This is a genomic window from Micromonospora sp. NPDC005979 (assembly GCF_040614415.1).
Lineage (GTDB): Bacteria > Actinomycetota > Actinomycetes > Mycobacteriales > Micromonosporaceae > Micromonospora.
Map to the genome: position 1 here is coordinate 121,537 of NZ_JBEXUR010000016.1, position 17,697 is coordinate 139,233.

The window sequence follows — 17,697 nt, forward strand, 5'->3', positions numbered from 1 at the left end:
CGACCGCGTGGAGCGGGCAGGGCCGTCCGACCGCGTCGAGCGGGCAGGGCCGTCCGGCCGCGTACGCGCGGATCTGCGGGTCATGGCAGCTCCGGGTCAGGAGCCGGCTCCGGGCCGACGCCGACCGCCCATCATGCCGAGCGCGACCGCGGCGGCCACCAGTGCCACGCCACCGAGGACCAGGACCGAGCCGGTTCCCCGGCCGCCGGCGGTGCCGCCGCCCCCCGTCGCCGGCCCCTTGCTGGGCGAGGCCATGTTGAGCACGGTCAGCATCGTCTGCGCGGTCTGGTTGTTCTGGCAGCGCAGGTCGACCTGGTAGTCACCGGGCTCCTTGTTGCCCGGAACGGTGACCTCCCCCTTGAGGAAGCCGTTGTCCGGCCTGAGCATGACGTGCCCGAACGCGTCGGACCGTACGTTCGCCTGCCGGTCGTTGTTGTTGTCGCAGCTCGCGCGGATCGTGACCCGGCTGCCCGCCGGGACGCTGTTCGGTGTCACTTCGACGAAGGTGTTCTCACCCGCGTGGGCCGGCGTGACCGACAGCAGGACGAACGCCCCGATAAGTCCGACCAGTGTCAGAGCGGACGAGAGCGCGCGGTTGATCGTGCGAAGACCCTGCATGATTTCCCCCCAACCGGCGACGACCGCCGGAACCCTCCCCTGGGCACGCGCGCTGCTTTCCCCCCACCCCAAAGGCAAACCCCACCCCCCTCCGACGCGTCGATCATGGAGTCGTGGTGCCCCGCAAAAGGCGCATCTAAGCACCATTTACCCACCACAACTCCATGATCGACCCCCTGGGGCTGCGCCTGGCGTTCCGCGATCTTGCACTTTCTGTCGTCGCGTACCGGGGCATTCCTCGTATTTCGGCGACAGAAAGTGCAAGATCGGCGCGGGGGGAGGGGTGGTGGAGGGGTGGGGCGGGTGGGGTGGGGGGTTAGGTGTGGGGGGTTATGGGGTGCCAGGGGAGGGGGGAGGACAGGACCATGGTGCTCGATGGTTGGCCGTACGGGGCCAGGCGGTCGATGACGGTTTCGAAGTCCCCGATCGAGCCGGCGGCCACCTTGAGCATGCTGCACGCGTCACCGGTGATCCGGTGGATCTCCAGGATCTCTGGCCAGTGGGACACCTCCGGGTCGTGCAGGATGCACCGCGATCCGTAACAGGACATCCGGATCAGGGCGACCACCGTACGGCCGGCCCGGGTCAGGTCGACGTGGGCGTGGTAGCCGGTGATCACGCCGGTCTCCTCAAGCCGGCGGACCCGCTCGGCGACCGCCGGTGGGGACAGGTGCACCCGGCGGGACAACTCACTGAAGGAGAGCCGGGCGTCGGCCTGCAACTCGCGCAGCAGCGCCCAGTCCATGTCGTCCACGCTCGCACCTTACTTTCGTGAACCGGATTCGCCTAGCTGCCTTCCGTTCGTCAGGTCAGGACGGCAAGTCCCGTTGATCCGGCATTCCGTACGCCGATCCCACCGCGAGATCATGACGTCGGCAGTTCGGGGAAGGGAGACGACTGGTGGAATCGACGGAGCGGCGGGCCTCGAACCGCGTCGCCACGGTGCGACCGGTGACCCCGCGACAACGGGCGGCACGCGCCGCACGCAACGGCGGTGAGCCGACTCTCGAGTTCGCCGACCTGGTGCCGTACGACGCGTACGTGCGTGCCAGCGCGCTGCACCAGTTGCAGCAACCTCTCAGCGACGATCCCGGCGAGATGTCGTTCCTCATGGTCAGTCAGATCATGGAGCTGTACTTCGGACTGACCTGTCACGAACTGCGCGAGACCCAGCGACTGCTGCGCGCCGACCGGATCTGGGACGCGCTGGCCCCGCTGCGCCGGGCCACCCTGCACCTGGAGGGGTTGAACGCCGCCTGGCAGGGCCTGCGCTGGATGACTCCGGCCGACTTCAACCGGTTCCGCAACCTGCTCGGCGAGGGCAGCGGCTTCCAGTCCGCCATGTACCGGCACCTCGAGTTCCTGCTCGGGCTGCGCGACCCGGCGCTGATCCGCCCGTTCCGTCGGCAGGTCGAGGTGCACGCCGCCCTGAGCGCGGCGATGGCCGCCCCGAGCCTCTGGGACGACGTCGTCGCGCTGTTGGCCCGGCGCGGCTTCGACATCCCGGCCGACGTGCTGGACCGGGACGTGGCGGTCGAACACGACCCGCAGCCGCAGGTCGAGGCCGCCTGGGTGCGGATCTACGCCGAGAACGGCCCCGACAACCACCTGCGGCTGCTCGGCGAGGCGCTCAGCGGTGTCGCCGAGGAGTTCGGCGACTGGCGCTGGAACCACGTCAAGGCGGTGCAGCGGACGATGGGCGCGAAGGTCGGCAGCGGCGGTTCCGCCGGCCTGGCGTGGCTGCAACGGAGCATGGCCCGGGTGGTCTTCCCGGAGCTGTGGTCGGCCCGCACCGCGATGTGACCGGAGAGCGAGACATGCACATTCCTGTTGACGAGGCGTACCGCCTCGACGAGGCCGACCCGGGTCACCGGCACCTCTTCCACGTGCCGCCCGCCGACGGCGGCGACCACCCCGAATCGGCGTACCTGGCCGGTAACTCGCTCGGTCTGCAACCCCGGGCCACCCGCGACGAGCTCCTCGCCGACCTGGACGCCTGGGGGCGGCTCGGCGTCGAGGGGCACCTGGAGGCCGAGCGCGCCTGGCTGCCGTACCACGAGCTGTTGACGGGCCCGGTCGCCCGACTGGTCGGCGCCCGGCCCGCGGAGGCCGTGGTGATGAACTCGCTCACCGTCAACCTGCACCTGCTGATGGTCAGCTTCTACCGCCCGGCCGGCGCGCGTACCCGCATCGTCATCGAGGACTCCGCCTTCCCCTCGGACAGTTACGCGGTGCGCAGCCAGGCCCGCTTCCACGGCCTGGACCCGGACGACGCGGTGGTCCGGCTGCGCCCCCGCCCGGGCGAGGACGCGCTGCGGACCGAGGACGTCACCGACTACCTGGCCGCCGAGGGCGACCGGGTGGCGCTGGTGCTCCTCGGCGGCGTCAACTACCTGACCGGTGAGCTGCTGGACATCCCGGCGATCACGGCCGCCGGCCGGGCGGCCGGCGCGGTGGTCGGCTGGGATCTCGCCCACGCGGTCGGCAACGTGCCCCTCGCGTTGCACGACTGGGACGTCGACTTCGCGGCCTGGTGCTCCTACAAGTACCTGAACTCCGGTCCCGGGGCGTTGGCCGGCGTCTTCGTGCACGAGCGCCACCTCGGCGACCCCGGCCTGCCGCGCTTCGAGGGCTGGTGGAGCACCGCGGCGGCCACCCGGTTCGAGATGACGCCGGTGTCCCGCCCACCGTCCACCGTGGAGGCGTGGCAGATCTCCAACCCGCCGATCTTCGCGATGGGCCCGGTGCGTACCTCGCTGGAGCTGTTCGACGCGGTCGGCATGCCGGCGCTGCGCGCCCGCAGCCTGCGCCTCACCGGCTGGCTGGAATCGCTGCTCGACGAGGTCACCGCCGACCGGCCGCTGCGGGTGGTCACCCCGCACGACCCGGCGCGGCGGGGCTGCCAGCTCTCGGTCCGCATCGGCGCCGGCAGCGCCGCCGAGCTGACCAAACGCCTACGGTACGAACACGGCGTCATCGCCGACGCCCGGGAGCCGGACGTGGTCCGATTCGCCCCGGTGCCGCTCTACTCGACGTACCTCGACTGTTGGCGGGCCGCCGCCGCACTGGCCGCGACCGTGGGGCAGGTGAACCCGTGACGGCCCGGCGCGACGAGGTCGCGATCATCGGAGCCGGCCTGGCCGGGTGCCTGGCCGCCTGCTTCCTGGCCCGGCGGGGTTACCCGGTGGCCCTGTACGAGCGGCGGCCGGACCCGCGCACCGGCACGGCCGAGCGCGGGCGTTCGATCAACCTGGCGCTCTCCGAGCGCGGGCTGGACGCGCTGCGCCGGATCGGCCTGGCCGAACAGGTGATGGCCGACGCGCTGCCGATGCGCGGCCGGATGATCCACCCGGTCGAGGGGGAGCCGCAGTTCCAGTCGTACAGCGCGGCCGGCGACCGGGCGATCAACTCGATCAGCCGGGGCGCGCTGAACAACGCCCTGCTGGACGCCGCAACCGCGCTGCCCGGGGTGCGGGTCGTCTTCGACCACCGTCTCGTCGGGCTCGACCCGACCGACGGCTCGTTGAGCTTCGACACCCCGCAGGGCCCGGTCGCCGCCAAGGCGTCCGTGGTGCTGGGCGCGGACGGCGCGGGCTCCGCCGTACGCGGGCAGCTCCTGGCGCACGGGCTGCTGAGCGAGAGCGTGGACTTCCTCGACTACGGCTACAAGGAGCTGACGATCCCGCCGCTGGGCGGGGACTTCGCCCTCGACCCGGACGCCCTGCACATCTGGCCGCGCGGCACGTCGATGATGATCGCGCTGCCGAACCCGGACCGCTCGTTCACCTGCACGCTGTTCTGGCCCAACGAGGGGGCCGGCAGCTTCGCCGCCCTGGACAATCCGGCCGCGATCCGGGCGCACTTCGCCGAGCGGTACCCGGACGTGGTCCCGCTGGCCCCGGCCCTGGTGGACGACTATCAGCACAACCCGGTGGGTGTGCTGGGCACGGTCCGCAGCACGCCCTGGCAGGTCAACGGGACGGTCGGCCTGATCGGCGACGCCGCGCACGCCATCGTGCCGTTCTACGGCCAGGGCGCGAACTGCGCCTTCGAGGACGTCGTCGAGCTGGACCGCTGCCTCGACGAGTGCGCCGACGAGTGGACGGCGGCGCTGCCGCTGTTCCAGCGCCGCCGGCAGGAGAACGCCGAGGCCATCGCGCAGATGGCGTTGACCAACTTCGTGGAGATGCGGGACAAGGTCGCGTCCCCGGTCTTCCAGGCACGACGGCGGGTGGAGCACGCGCTGGAACGGGCCCTGCCCGGCCGGTACGTTTCGCAGTACGAGCTGGTGTCCTTCTCCACCACCCCGTACGCCGAGGTGCGCCGCCGGGTGCGCCGGCAGCACCGGGTGCTCGGCGCGGTCGCCGGTGGGGCGGCGCTGCTGCTGGCCGGTGCGATCACGGCGGTGCTCAACCGAGGGAGGCGCGCGTGACGAACCTCTGGGACCCGACGTTGATGACCGGCCACGCGCCGGCCGGGCTGCCACGGCTGCGCAACTTCGTGGGCGGCGAGTTCGTCGACGCGGGGTCGACGTTCACCAAGGTCAGCCCGGTGACCGGCGAGCCGGTCTTCGAGGTGGCCGAGGCGTCACGGTCCACCGTGGACGACGCGGTCGCCGCCGCCCGCGCGGCCCTGCGCGGGCCGTGGGGCCGGATGGGCGAACGCGAGCGCGCCGAGGTGCTGCGTCGGGTCGCCGACGAGCTGGAACGCCGCTTCGACGACCTGGTCACCGCCGAGGTCGCCGACACCGGCAAGTCCATCGCCCAGGCCCGTACGCTGGACATCCCGCGCGGCGCGGCGAACTTCCGGGCGTTCGCCGAGATCGTGGCGACCGCGCCCACCGAGTCGTTCACCACGGTCACCCCGACCGGTGGCCGGGCCCTCAACTACGCGGTCCGCAAACCGGTCGGCGTGGTCGCCGTCATCGTGCCGTGGAACCTGCCGCTGCTGCTGCTCACCTGGAAGGTCGCCCCGGCGCTGGCCTGCGGCAACGCCGTGGTGGTCAAGCCCAGCGAGGAGACACCCGCCTCGGCGACGGTGCTGGCCGAGGTGATGGCCGCCGCCGGTGTACCCGAGGGTGTGTTCAACCTCGTGCACGGCTTCGGTCCGGACTCGGCGGGGGAGTTCCTGACCCGCCACCCGGGCGTGGACGCGATCACCTTCACGGGCGAGTCGGCCACCGGCGGCGCGATCATGCGGGCCGCCGCCGACGGGGTGAAGGCGGTCAGCTTCGAGCTGGGCGGCAAGAACGCCGGCCTGGTCTTCGCCGACGCGGACCTGGACGCGGCGATCGCCGGGTCGGTGCGGTCCAGCTTCACCAACGGCGGTCAGGTGTGCCTCTGCACCGAGCGCATCTACGTGCAGCGGCCGGTCTTCGAGGAGTTCACCGCCCGGCTGGCGAAGCGGGCCGGCGAGCTGGCGTACGGCTGGCCGACCGACGAGGCCACGGCCACCATGCCGCTCATCTCACCGCAGCACCGGGCCAAGGTGCTCGGGGCGTACGACCTGGCCCGGTCCGAGGGCGCCGAGGTGCTGACCGGCGGCGGTACGCCCACCTTCGGCGACGCCCGGGACGGCGGCTCGTACGTGCAGCCCACGGTGCTCGCCGGCCTCGGCGCGGACGCCCGCACCAACCGGGAGGAGATCTTCGGCCCGGTGGTGCACGTCGCGCCGTTCGACACCGAGGACGAGGCGTACGCCCTGGCCAACGGCACCGACTATGGCCTGGCGGCGACGGTGTGGACCCGGGACGTCGGTGTGGCGCACCGGGCCGGGGCGCGGCTGGACGCCGGCATCGTCTGGGTCAACACCTGGTTCCTGCGGGACCTGCGAACCCCGTTCGGCGGGGTGAAGGCGTCCGGCATCGGTCGGGAGGGCGGCGTGCACTCGCTGGACTTCTACTCCGAACTCACAAACGTCTGCGTGGACCTGTCGTGACCGGGGGAGTGAACGTGGAAGCCGACATCGAGGCCGCCAACCGGGAACTGGCCGAGGCCCGCAGCAGCGGCAAGCCGTGCCCGCCGCTGCGCGGCCGGTTGCTGCCGGAGGGGGACGTCGAGTCCGCGTACCGCGTGCAGCAGTTGCAGACGCGGGCCTGGCAGGGCCGGGGCGAGCGCCGCGTCGGCGCGAAGATCGGGCTGACCTCCCGGGCGGTGCAGGAGACCTTCGGGGTGTTCCAGCCCGACTTCGGGATGCTGACCGACGAGATGGCCGTCGGCGACGGGGTCGAGGTGCCGATCGACCGGCTGCTCCAGCCGCGGGTCGAGGCGGAGATCGCGTTCGTGCTCGGCGGCGACCTCGCCGAGGAGCGGATCACCACGGTCGATCTGATCCGCGCGGTCGACCACGTGCTGCCCGCCATCGAGATCGTCGACTCACGGGTCGCCGGCTGGGACATCTCCATCGTGGACACGATCGCCGACAACGCCTCCAGCGGGCTGTTCGTGCTGGGCACGTCGCCGCGCCGGCTCGCCGACGTCGACCTGCGACTGTGCGGGATGGTGCTGGAGCACGCCGGTGAGCCGGTCTCGGTGGGCGCGGGCGCGGCCTGCCTCGGGAACCCGCTGCACGCCCTGCACTGGCTGGCCGCCACCCTCGCCCGGGCCGGTGACCCGCTGCGCGCCGGTGACGTGGTGCTCTCCGGGGCGCTCGGCCCGATGGTCCCGGTCACCCCCGGGGCCGCGTACGAGGCCCGGATCTCCGGGCTCGGCTCGGTACGCACCTGCTTCGGCAAGGAGGTCTCGTCATGACCACCGGTGTGGCGGTGCTCGGTTCCGGAAACATCGGGACCGACCTGATGATCAAGGTTCTCCGGCTGAGCGACAGCCTGCGGATGGTGGCGATGGCCGGCATCGACCCGGCCTCCGACGGCCTGGCGCGGGCCCGCCGCCTCGGCGTCGCCACCACCGCCGACGGCGTGGACGGCCTCGTCGCGATGCCCGAGTTCGCCGACGTCGAACTGGTCTTCGACGCCACCTCGGCCGGCGCGCACCGCCGCCACGACGAGGTGCTGCGGTCACACGGTCGTACGGTGGTCGACCTGACCCCGGCCGCGATCGGCCCGTACGTGGTGCCGCCGGTCAACCTCGACGAGCACCTGCACGAGCCGAACGTCAACATGGTGACCTGCGGCGGCCAGGCGACCGTGCCGATCGTCGCCGCCGTCGGTCGGGTCACCCCGGTGGCGTACGGGGAGATCGTCGCGTCGATCGCCTCGAAGTCGGCGGGGCCGGGCACCCGGGCCAACATCGACGAGTTCACCGAGACCACGGCGCGAGCCATCGAGGTGGTCGGCGGGGCCGAGCGGGGCAAGGCCATCATCGTGCTGAACCCGGCGGACCCGCCGCTGCTCATGCGGGACACCGTCTACTGCCTCTGCCCGGACGCGGACGCCGACCGCGCCGCCATCGCCGCCTCGATCAGCGACATGGTGGCGAGGGTGCAGGAGTACGTCCCCGGCTACCGGCTCAAGCAGGACGTGCAGTTCGACCGGGTGCAGGCGTACCTGCCGTCGCTCGGACGGCAGCTCACCGCCTTGCAGGTGTCGGTCTTCCTGGAGGTCTCCGGCGCGGGCCACTACCTTCCGGCGTACGCCGGGAACCTGGACATCATGACGTCGGCCGCGCTGCGGACCGCCGAGCGGCTGGTGGCCCTGCGCGCGACGGGAGCGGTGGCATGACCGACCTGTACATCCAGGACGTGACCCTGCGCGACGGCATGCACGCCATCGCCCACCGCTACACGGTCGAGCAGGTGCGCACGATCGCCGCCGCGCTGGACGCCGCCGGGGTGGCCGCCATCGAGGTCGCGCACGGCGACGGGCTCGCCGGATCCAGCGTCAACTACGGCCACGGAGCGGCCAGCGACGCCGAGTGGATCTCCGCGGCCGCCGAGGTGCTGACCTCGGCGAAGCTGACCACCCTGCTGCTGCCCGGCATCGGCACCATCGCCGACCTGAAGGCCGCCCAGGCGCTCGGGGTGACCAGCGTCCGTATCGCCACCCACTGCACGGAGGCGGACATCTCCGCCCAGCACATCTCCTGGGCCCGGGAGAACGGCATGGACGTGGCCGGGTTCCTGATGATGTCGCACATGAACGATCCGGCCGGGCTGGCCGGGCAGGCCAAACTCATGGAGTCGTACGGGGCGCACTGCGTCTACGTCACCGACTCCGGCGGCCGGCTGCTGATGTCCGACGTGGCGCAGCGGGTCGACGCGTACCGGCAGGTCCTCGACCCGGAGACGCAGATCGGCATCCACGCGCACCACAACCTGTCCCTCGGCGTTGCCAACAGCGTGCTCGCCGTGGAGCACGGCCGGGTCCTCGGTGACGGTCCACTCGGGTCGCCGTGGGGTCGGACCGTCCGCGTCGACGCCTCCCTGGCCGGGATGGGCGCGGGCGCCGGCAACGCGCCGCTGGAGGTCTTCGTGGCGGTCGCCGAACTGCACGGCTGGAAGCACGGCTGCGACGTGTTCGCGCTGATGGATGCCGCCGACGACATCGTCCGCCCGTTGCAGGACCGGCCCGTCCAGGTGGACCGGGAGACGCTCTCCCTCGGGTACGCCGGGGTCTACTCCAGCTTCCTGCGGCACGCCGAGCGGGCCTCGGCGAAGTACGGCGTGGATGTGCGCTCGATCCTGGTCGAGTTGGGCCGACGTCGGATGGTCGGCGGCCAGGAGGACATGATCGTCGACGTGGCACTCGACCTGGCCGGCAAGGAGCAGCAATCATGATCGGACCGGACATCGCGGGGATCGCCGAGAAGTTGGGCGCGGCAGCCGACATGGCCACCGCCATTGGACAACTCGCCGCCGAGACCGGACTCGACGTGGACGCCGCGTACGCCGTGCAGGCCGCGCTGGCGCAGCGCCGGATCGACGCCGGCGAGCGGATGGTCGGGCTGAAGATGGGGCTCACCAGCAAGGCGAAGATGGCCCAGGTCGGCGTGGACGAGGTGATCTGGGGACGGCTCACCGACGCGATGCGGGTGCCCGACGGTGGCGCGGTCGACCCGGCCGCGTACATCCATCCCCGGGTCGAGCCGGAGGTGGCGTTCCTGCTGGACCGGCTGCCCGAGCCGGGTGAACCGGTCGGCGACTTCGCCACGGCGGTGCGCGCGGTCGCGCCGGCCATCGAGCTGATCGACTCCCGGTACGCGGACTTCCGCTTCTCGTTGCCGGACGTCATCGCGGACAACACCTCGGCCGCCGCGTTCGTGATCGGCCCGTGGTCCCCGGTGCCGGCGGGTTTGGACAACCTGGGCGTGCTGCTGGAGGTCGACGGCCGGGTGGCCCAGGTCGGCTCGACGGCGGCGATCCTCGGCGATCCGCGCCGCGCGCTCGACGAGGGCATCCGACTGGCGGGCCGGCACGGGGTGCGACTGGAGTCGGGCTGGGTGTTCCTGGCCGGCGCGGCCACCGCCGCCGTCCCGCTGCGCCCCGGCGCGCACGTCCGCGCGGTCGTCGAGAAGCTCGGCACCGCGTCTCTGCGGGCGTCGTCGTGAGCGGGGTCGTCGTCGCCGGCAAGGCCGTCCCTCGGGGGGCCTTTCCGCACGTCAAGGTGGCGGGTGGGTTCGTCTTCGTCTCCGGTACGTCGTCCCGGCGGCCGGACAACAGCTTCGCCGGCGTGTCCGTGGACGAGTTCGGTACGACCGACCTGGACATCCGGGTGCAGACCCGGGCCGTCATCGAGAACATCGGCGACCTGCTGCGGTCGGTCGGCGCGGACCTCGCCGACCTCGTCCAGGTGACGTCGTACCTGGTCAACATGAACGACTTCGGTGGCTACAACGAGGTCTGGGCGGAGTTCTTCGACGCGTCCGGCCCGACCCGTACGACGGTGGCGGTGCACCAGCTGCCGCACCCGCACCTGCTCATCGAGATCCAGGCCGTGGCCCTTCTTCCCTCGGGAGGTCAGTCGTGAGTGAGATCGCCGAACCGTTCAGCTTTCCCGGCTGGATCGCGGAGAACCAGCACTTGCTGAAGCCTCCGGTGGGCAACAAGGAGATGTTCCCCGGCGGGGACGACTTCATCGTGATGGTGGTGGGCGGGCCCAACCAGCGCACCGACTTCCACGTGGACCCGTACGAGGAGTTCTTCTACCAGGTCAAGGGCAACATGCACATCAACCTGATGACCCCGCAGGGCCCGCGTACGGTGCACGTGCGCGAGGGTCAGATGTGGATGCTGCCGCGCAACACCCCGCACTCGCCGCAGCGGCCGGAGGCCGGCTCGATCGGTGTGGTCGTGGAGCGGGTCCGCGAGGAGGGCACGCTCGAGACGTTCCAGTGGTACTGCCCGGAGTGCGGGCACAAGGTGCACGAGGTGGAGTTGCAGGTCCGCGACATCGCGGCCGACCTGCCGCCGGTGTTCCAGGCGTTCTACGCGGACGAGTCGGCGCGTACCTGCGCGAACTGCGGCACCCTGCACCCGGGCAAGGGCTGATGCCCGCTGGTGTGGTCGACGTGCACACGCACGTCGTACCCAAGGGGTGGCCGGACCTCGGCGCGGCGTGCGGCGGGTCCGGCTGGCCGTGGTTGCGGGTGGACTCCGAGCGCGCCGCCATGATCATGGTGGGGGAGACGGAGTTCCGGCCGATCGGCGCCGAGTGCTGGGACGCGTCCCGCCGACTGGCCGACATGGACGCCGACGGTGTCGCCGTGCAGGTGGTGTCGCCGACGCCGGTCTTCTTCAGCTACGACCGCCCGGCCGACCAGGCCGTGAAGGTCGCCCGGATCTTCAACGACCTGACCCTGGAGGTCACTGCGGCCGGTGGCGACCGGCTGGTGCCGTTCTGCCAGGTGCCCCTTCAGGACCCGGACGCCGCCTGCGCCGAGCTGGACCGCAGCCTGGCAGCCGGGCACGTGGGCGTGGAGATCGGCAACCACGTGGGCGACCGGGACCTGGACGACGCCGGGGTGGTGACGTTCCTGCAGCACTGCGCCGAGGTGGACGCCCCGGTCTTCGTCCACCCCTGGGACATGCCCGGCAGCCCCCGGCTGGACCGCTGGATGGCGCGCTGGCTCACCGGGATGCCCGCCGAGACGCACCTGTCGGTGCTCGCGATGATCCTGGGCGGCGTCTTCGACCGGGTGCCCGAGACGCTGCGGATCTGTTTCGCGCACGGCGGGGGCAGCTTTCCGTTCTGGCTCGGCCGCGCCGACAACGCCTGGCACCGCCGTGGCGACCTGGTCCGGGGCGCGTCCGCCGCCCCGCCGAGCAGCTACGTCGACCGGTTCAGCGTCGACTCGGTGGTCTTCACGCCGCCGGCGCTGCGGCTGCTGGTCGACACGCTGGGGGAGGACCGCGTGCTGGTCGGCAGCGACTACCCGTACCCGCTGGGGGAGCGGCCCGTCGGCGCGGTGGTCGACGCGGCCGACTTCCTCACCGACGCCCAGCGCGACAAGCTCCGATCCACGAACGCCCTGCGCTTCCTGCACGGGCGGCGCTAACGGCGTACCCCTGGTGGTGCCCCCGCAGGACGGACGGCCGCGACGGGCCGACGGACCCTGTTCTGTTGCCTTTGCTCTGCTTCAATCCACGCAACACCACGTGTCCGATAAACGGACATCGGCTGTTGCCTCCGTTGAAGCAGAGCAAAGGACGCCGGGCAGGAGTCGGCCCGCCGCCGGTGTTGCCTCCGTTGAAGCAGAGCAAAGGACGCCGGCAGTAGTCGGCCCGCCGCCGGGCGGGCGAGCGGGCGACCGGTGAGAGGGGGTTGCCTCCCGACACGGCCGGGTCGGTATCGGGAGCAGCAGCCTCCGCCGCGAAGGGCGACCGCCGTGTCGACCCGCCGACAGCCGCTCCCAGCGGGCAGGATGAGGACATGGCCGAGCCGCACGACCTGACCGCGCTGGAGCAGGCCGCCGCCATCGCCCGCGGCGAGCTGTCCAGCGTCGAGCTGGTCGAGCACTCCCTGCGCCGGGTGGCGGCGCTCGGCGACACCGTGGGCGCGTTCGTCACGGTCACGCCCGAGCTGGCCCGCGCCGCCGCCCGCGCCGCCGACGCCGCGCCGGCGCAGGCGCGCGGGCCGCTGCACGGCGTACCGACCGCCATCAAGGACCTCACCCTCACCGCCGGGGTACGCACCACCTTCGGGTCGGCCGCCTTCGCCGACTTCGTCCCGCCGGTCGACGCCGACGTGGTCCGGTTCATCAAGGCCGCCGGCCTCGTCAGCCTCGGCAAGACGACCACCTCGGAGCTGGGCTGCTCGCTCTACTCGGAGGGCCGCGTCGCGCCGCCGGCCCGCAATCCGTGGCAGTTGGCGTACACCGCCGGTGGTTCCAGCGGCGGCGCGGCGGCGGCGGTCGCGGCCGGCCTCGTGCCCGTCGCCCATGGGTCCGACGGCGGCGGCTCGCTGCGCATCCCGGCGTCGCTCTGCGGCCTGATCGGCTACAAACCCAGCCGTGGCCTGGTCTCCGGCGGGCCGCTCGGCTCCGGCGCGTTCGGTCTGCCCACCAGCGGGCCGATCGGGCGGACGGTGGCCGACATCGCCGCGCTGCTCGACGTCATGGCGGTCCCGGTGCCCGGCGAGCCCTACCTGTCGCCGCCCGCGCCGCCCGGCGGGTACCTGGCCGCCGCCCGCCGGGCCGAGCCCGGCCGCCTGCGGATCGGCCGGTTCACCACGCCGATGCTCGCCGACGAGCCGGTGCACCCCGACTGCGTCGCGGCCGTCGACTCCGCCGCCGCGCTGCTCGCCGCCGCCGGCCACGAGGTGGTCGAGGTGCCGCCGCCGCTCACGCCGGCGGTGTGGCCGCTGTTCGAGATCATCTGGTACGTCCTGGCGCTCGCACCGGTACCGGCGCAGCGCGAGCCGGAGCTGCTGCCGCTGACCCGGCTGCTCCGCGCCCGGGGCGCCGAGGTGTCCGCGGGGACACTGTCCGCGACCCTCGGGGAACTGCAGGCGCAGGTACGCCTCGGCGCGGCCCGCACCGCCGACTGCGACCTCCTGCTCTGCCCCACCCTGGCCGCCCCGCAGGCGCCCGTCGGCTGGTTCACGGCCGACGGCGACCCGGCGGCCGATTTCGACCGGCAGCGCCGCTTCTCGCCCTACTGCGCCATCTTCAACGTCACCGGCGACCCCTCGGTCTCCCTGCCCCTGGGCACCACGACCACCGACGGGCTGCCCGTCGGGGTGCTGCTCACCGGCCGGTACGGCGACGACGCGCGGCTCATCGCTACCGCTGCGCAACTGGAGCACGCCAGTGACGGATGGGATCGGCACCCCGCAATCTGGCGGGCCGTCGACTCCGCTAACGTGAATAGCGACGGAGTTGGCCGGTCGCCATCATGATCGTCCATCCGACCCGCTTGTTCGAGGTCCTTCTTCCGCCTGGGGGCGTTGGGATTGTCTGTTACCGAGACGGTGCTGGTCTTCGTCGGCATCCCGTTGGCGGCAGTGCTGGTGATCGCCGGCCTGTCGTACGCCGGTAGCCGTGGGGGTGCCACCGGCGGTGGTGGTGGCGCCAAGCGCTACCGGCCGGGCCGGCCCTTCGACTTCACTCCGGTCTGGTTCCTGGGCCGCCCGGAGCAGCTGGCCGACTCGGCCGGCACCGCGCTGACGGCGGGCGCGCAGGCGCCCGCGCTGACCAGCCACAAGCTAGAGCAGGCCAGCGTCGAGGCGCCGGCCGGTGGAACCGGAGGCGCAAGTGACCGTTGGTGAGAAGCCGACCGGGACGGAGAATCCGCCCGAGGTGCTCGACGGGCCCTTCTCGACCCGTCAGCTGCTGCGCATCGACGAGGCCCTGCGCCTGGCCGACAAGGGCACCGGCCTGGTCTTCTCGGTGTTCGTCGGCGGCCTCGACGAGCCGATCCGCGAGCACGCCCAGCGGCTGCACCGCCAGCTCGCCGACCCGGACAAGTCGGTGCTGATCGCCCTGTCGCCCAACCAGCGGCAGCTGGAGATCGTCACCGGACGGCACGCGCGCAAGCGCATCCCCGACACGTACGCCAAGCTGGCCGCGCTCTCGATGGTCGGCGCGTTCAGCGGCGGCGACCTCGCCGGCGGCATCATCAACGGGCTCGACCAGCTCGCCAGCCACGCCGGCAAGGGCTGATCCTACTCGTACGTGCCGCGCCACATCCCACGCGCGGTGCCGCGCGGTGCCGCGCCGCGCCGCGCCGCGCAAGATCGTGCTCGAACATGGAAATAGGGGCATCCGACGTCGCGGATGCCCCTATTTCCATGTTCGAGCGTGATCTTCCTCGTGGCCTGAGCGCGCACGGTGACCGCATCGGGAGGAGATCTCCACCAGGTCAGCGATATGGGGGTGTCCGCCCGGCGGACACCCCCATATCGGCGAGGTCGAGTCGATCACGCGAGCCGCGGCCCGGCGGCGGCGTACTCGCTGGGTCAGCTCTGCTCGGCGTCCTTCGCGCGGGCCTTGAGCGCCCGCAGCACGCCGTCACGGCCCTCGGCGACCAGGCGACGCAGCGGGCCCGGGTTGCCGTCCCCGGCCAGCCACGCGTCGGTGGCCGCCACCGTCTCGTCGTCCACCAGGTACGTCGGGTACGCGAGCTGGGCGAACTCCTGCGCCGGCTCGCTGTCCCGGCTGGCCCACACCTGCCCGACCGCCGCGAAGTACCGCTCCCGGTACGGGGTGACCAGCTCCACCTGCGCCGGGTGGGCCAGGCCCTGCAACAGCGCCCGGTTCCGCCAGTTCGGCAGCGCGTCCGGGCCGGTCAGCAGCGCCCACACGGCCGCCTTGTTCTCCGCCGTCGGCACCAGCGCGTGCGCGTACGCGGCCTCCCGCTCGCCGCTGGCCGTACGGTCGCCGGCCAGCTCCGCCTCGATCTCGGGCGCACCGGCCGCGCCGTTGGCCACCAGCGCGCCGAGCACCGTCCAGCGCAGCTCGGTGTCCACGGTCAGGCCCTCCGGAGCGCCGGTGCCGTCCAGCCAGCCGCGCAGCGTGGCCAGGTCCTCTTCGGAGCGGGCCGCCGAGGTGAACGCCCGGGCCCAGGCGAGCTGGAAGCCGCTGCCCGGCTCGGCGGCGGCGAGCGCGTCCTTCGCCGTGCGGGCCAGTCCCGCCCAGCCGGTGGCCGCCCAAACCGGGTCGGCGTAGAGGGTCAGCGCGGTGGTGGCCTGGCGCAGGGTGGCGGTGACCAGGTTGATGTCGGTCTCGGCGGGCAGCCCGGCCAGGACCAGCGCCACGTAGTCGCGGGTCGCCAGCTCGGCGTCGCGGGTCATGTCCCACGCGGCCGTCCAGCACAGCGCGCGCGCCAGCGACGAGTCGAGTCCACCGATGTGCCGCACCACCGTCGCCAGCGACCGCTCGTCCAGGCGCAGCTTGGTGTAGCTCAGGTCGTCGTCGTTGAGCAGCAGCACGTCGGCCGCCCGGAGGCCGCGCAGCTCGGCGAGCTCGGTCCGCTCACCGGTCACGTCCACCTCGTACCGTTCGCGGCGGACCAGCCGACCGTCGGTGAGGTCGTACAGGCCGACGCCGATCCGGTGGGTGCGCAGCGTCGGGTACGCCGTCGGCGCCTCCTGCCGGACGATGACCTGCTCGTACGTGCCGTCGGCACCGATGGTCACCTCCGGGCGCAGCGTGTTGACCTGCGCGGTCTCCAGCCACTGCGCCGCGAACTTGCGCAGCTCCCGGCCCGAGGCCGCCTCCAGCTCGGTGAGCAGGTCGTCGAAGGTGGCGTTGCCCCACGCGTGCTTGCCGAAGTACGCCCGCAGCCCGGCCACGAACGGCTCCTCGCCGACGTACGCGACGAGCTGCTTGAGCACGCTCGCGCCCTTGGCGTAGGTGATGCCGTCGAAGTTGACCTCGACGGCCTCCATGTCCGGCATCTCGGTGTAGACCGGGTGGGTGGAGGAGAGCTGGTCCTGTCGGTAACCCCAGTTCTTGCGGATCGACAGGAACGTCGTCCACGCCTCGGTGAACCGGGTGGCGTTGGTGTTGCACCAGTGGCTGGCCCACTCGGCGAACGACTCGTTCAGCCACAGGTCGTTCCACCAGCGCATGGTGACCAGGTCACCGAACCACATGTGCGCCAGCTCGTGCAGGATCGTGTTGGCCCGCTGCTCGTACTCGTAGTCGGTGACCTGCGAGCGGTACAGGTAGTGCGACTCGGCGTGCGTGACGCAGCCGAAGTTCTCCATCGCGCCGGCGTTGAAGTCGGGCACCCACAGCTGGTCGTACTTCGGCAGCGGGTAGCGCACGCCGAACTTCTCGTGGAAGAAGTCGAAGCCCTGCTTGGTGATGAGGAACAGGTCGTCGGAGTCCAGGTAGCGCGACATGGACGCCCGGCAGAACACTCCCAGGTCGATGCCGTCGTGGCTGTCGCGCACCTCGTGGTACGGGCCGGCGCACAGCGCGGTGATGTACGTGCTCATCCGGGCCGACTCGGTGAAGTGGACGGTCTTGAGGTCCTCGCCGGCCGGCTCCTCGCTCCGCACCGGCATGTTGGACACGACCCGCCAGTGCGCGGGAACCGTCGCGTGCCAGGTGTAGACGCTCTTGAGGTCGGGCTGGTCGAAGCAGGCGAACACCCGCTGCGCGTCGGCCGTCTCGAACTGGCTGTACAGGTAGGTCTCGCCGTCGACCGGGTCGACGGTGCGGTGCAGGCCCTGTCCACTGTTGGAGTAGGCGAAGTCCGCGTCGACGACCAGGGTGTTGTCACCGGCTAGTCCGGTCAGGGTCAGGCCCTTCTCGGCCGACCAGTCGGACAGGTCCACCGGGGCGCCGTTCAGCGTGGCGGACCGCACCGATTCGGCGGCCACCTCGATGAACGTGCTCGCCCCCGGCTCGGCGCAGCGGAACCTGACCTCGGTCGTCGAGGAGAAGGTGCGGCCGTCGGCGGCCAGCACGGCGGTCGCCAGGTCCAGCCTGATGTCGTATCCGGTCACCTCGAGCAGGCGGGCCCGCTCGGTCGCCTCGACCTGCGTCAGGTTACGCACTCCCGGCACTGTTCGTCTCCATCCCACGTCTCGCCGTACGCCCGGCGGCGCCCGTCTGCCGACCGCTCGTGACGTCCGGCCCGGTCCGAGTCTTCCACGGACGGCCTGCCATCGGTGGTCGAGGTCACGCTCTCATTCGGGTGTCGGTCCGCCGGACCCGGGGAGAGGATTCCTGGAGA

At 72.1% G+C, this 17,697-nt stretch carries 17 protein-coding genes; 14 read left to right on the forward strand and 3 right to left on the reverse strand.

Annotated elements, in window-relative coordinates; all coding sequences use genetic code 11:
* Positions 1-96: 96 nt before the first annotated feature.
* Both ABZ272_RS24700 and ABZ272_RS24705 read right to left on the reverse strand, forming a co-directional pair.
* Positions 97-570 carry a hypothetical protein gene (locus tag ABZ272_RS24700; RefSeq protein WP_355052325.1) on the reverse strand — a complete coding sequence of 158 codons (474 nt, stop codon included), beginning with the start codon at positions 568-570 and terminating at the stop codon, positions 97-99.
* 364 nt (positions 571-934) lie between these two features.
* The gene (locus ABZ272_RS24705; protein WP_355052282.1) at positions 935-1,372 is read right to left on the reverse strand and encodes an Lrp/AsnC family transcriptional regulator; all 438 of its coding nucleotides are present in this window, start codon (positions 1,370-1,372) and stop codon (positions 935-937) included.
* Positions 1,373-1,518: 146 nt separating this feature from the next.
* Between ABZ272_RS24705 and ABZ272_RS24710 the strand changes: the two genes are divergently transcribed.
* The 14 genes from ABZ272_RS24710 (at position 1,519) to ABZ272_RS24775 (ending at position 14,672) form a co-directional block, all read left to right on the forward strand.
* On the forward strand, positions 1,519-2,421 hold the full coding sequence (locus ABZ272_RS24710; protein ID WP_355052283.1) for a tryptophan 2,3-dioxygenase family protein: 903 nt from the start codon (positions 1,519-1,521) through the stop codon (positions 2,419-2,421).
* A 14-nt stretch (positions 2,422-2,435) separates the two neighbouring features.
* A complete protein-coding gene (kynU, locus tag ABZ272_RS24715; RefSeq protein WP_355052284.1) occupies positions 2,436-3,716 on the forward strand; it encodes a kynureninase in 1,281 nt (426 codons plus the stop codon).
* Positions 3,713-5,050: an NAD(P)/FAD-dependent oxidoreductase gene (locus ABZ272_RS24720; protein ID WP_355052285.1), complete on the forward strand. Its 1,338-nt coding sequence runs from the start codon at positions 3,713-3,715 to the stop codon at positions 5,048-5,050. The genes kynU and ABZ272_RS24720 overlap by 4 nt, the downstream gene beginning before the upstream one ends.
* A gap of 23 nt (positions 5,051-5,073) precedes the next feature.
* The gene (locus ABZ272_RS24725; RefSeq protein ID WP_355052326.1) at positions 5,074-6,555 is read left to right on the forward strand and encodes a 2-hydroxymuconic semialdehyde dehydrogenase; all 1,482 of its coding nucleotides are present in this window, start codon (positions 5,074-5,076) and stop codon (positions 6,553-6,555) included.
* 14 nt (positions 6,556-6,569) lie between these two features.
* Complete coding sequence (locus ABZ272_RS24730) at positions 6,570-7,367, forward strand: fumarylacetoacetate hydrolase family protein (RefSeq protein WP_355052286.1); 798 nt, start codon at positions 6,570-6,572, stop codon at positions 7,365-7,367.
* The gene (locus tag ABZ272_RS24735; RefSeq protein WP_355052287.1) at positions 7,364-8,296 is read left to right on the forward strand and encodes an acetaldehyde dehydrogenase (acetylating); all 933 of its coding nucleotides are present in this window, start codon (positions 7,364-7,366) and stop codon (positions 8,294-8,296) included. Before ABZ272_RS24730 ends, ABZ272_RS24735 begins: the two co-directional genes overlap by 4 nt.
* Positions 8,293-9,351, forward strand: a complete 1,059-nt coding sequence (gene dmpG / locus ABZ272_RS24740) for a 4-hydroxy-2-oxovalerate aldolase (protein WP_355052288.1) — start codon at positions 8,293-8,295, stop codon at positions 9,349-9,351. The genes ABZ272_RS24735 and dmpG overlap by 4 nt, the downstream gene beginning before the upstream one ends.
* Positions 9,348-10,121 (forward strand): fumarylacetoacetate hydrolase family protein, encoded by a 774-nt coding sequence (locus ABZ272_RS24745; protein ID WP_355052289.1) that lies wholly within the window; start codon positions 9,348-9,350, stop codon positions 10,119-10,121. The genes dmpG and ABZ272_RS24745 overlap by 4 nt, the downstream gene beginning before the upstream one ends.
* Positions 10,118-10,540, forward strand: coding sequence for a RidA family protein (locus tag ABZ272_RS24750; RefSeq protein WP_355052290.1), 423 nt, complete (start codon positions 10,118-10,120; stop codon positions 10,538-10,540). Before ABZ272_RS24745 ends, ABZ272_RS24750 begins: the two co-directional genes overlap by 4 nt.
* The gene (locus ABZ272_RS24755; RefSeq protein ID WP_355052291.1) at positions 10,537-11,061 is read left to right on the forward strand and encodes a 3-hydroxyanthranilate 3,4-dioxygenase; all 525 of its coding nucleotides are present in this window, start codon (positions 10,537-10,539) and stop codon (positions 11,059-11,061) included. Before ABZ272_RS24750 ends, ABZ272_RS24755 begins: the two co-directional genes overlap by 4 nt.
* Positions 11,061-12,068 carry an amidohydrolase family protein gene (locus ABZ272_RS24760; protein WP_355052292.1) on the forward strand — a complete coding sequence of 336 codons (1,008 nt, stop codon included), beginning with the start codon at positions 11,061-11,063 and terminating at the stop codon, positions 12,066-12,068. Before ABZ272_RS24755 ends, ABZ272_RS24760 begins: the two co-directional genes overlap by 1 nt.
* Before the next feature lie 374 nt (positions 12,069-12,442).
* Positions 12,443-13,909 carry an amidase gene (locus ABZ272_RS24765; protein WP_355052293.1) on the forward strand — a complete coding sequence of 489 codons (1,467 nt, stop codon included), beginning with the start codon at positions 12,443-12,445 and terminating at the stop codon, positions 13,907-13,909.
* Positions 13,910-13,981: 72 nt separating this feature from the next.
* A complete protein-coding gene (locus ABZ272_RS24770) occupies positions 13,982-14,278 on the forward strand; it encodes a hypothetical protein (RefSeq protein ID WP_112584149.1) in 297 nt (98 codons plus the stop codon).
* Positions 14,265-14,672: a DUF5130 family protein gene (locus tag ABZ272_RS24775; protein ID WP_355052294.1), complete on the forward strand. Its 408-nt coding sequence runs from the start codon at positions 14,265-14,267 to the stop codon at positions 14,670-14,672. Before ABZ272_RS24770 ends, ABZ272_RS24775 begins: the two co-directional genes overlap by 14 nt.
* A 296-nt stretch (positions 14,673-14,968) precedes the next feature.
* Here the strand turns inward: ABZ272_RS24775 and pepN are convergent, their stop codons facing one another.
* Positions 14,969-17,518: an aminopeptidase N gene (gene pepN / locus ABZ272_RS24780; protein WP_355052295.1), complete on the reverse strand. Its 2,550-nt coding sequence runs from the start codon at positions 17,516-17,518 to the stop codon at positions 14,969-14,971.
* Between the last annotated feature and the right edge of the window lie 179 nt (positions 17,519-17,697).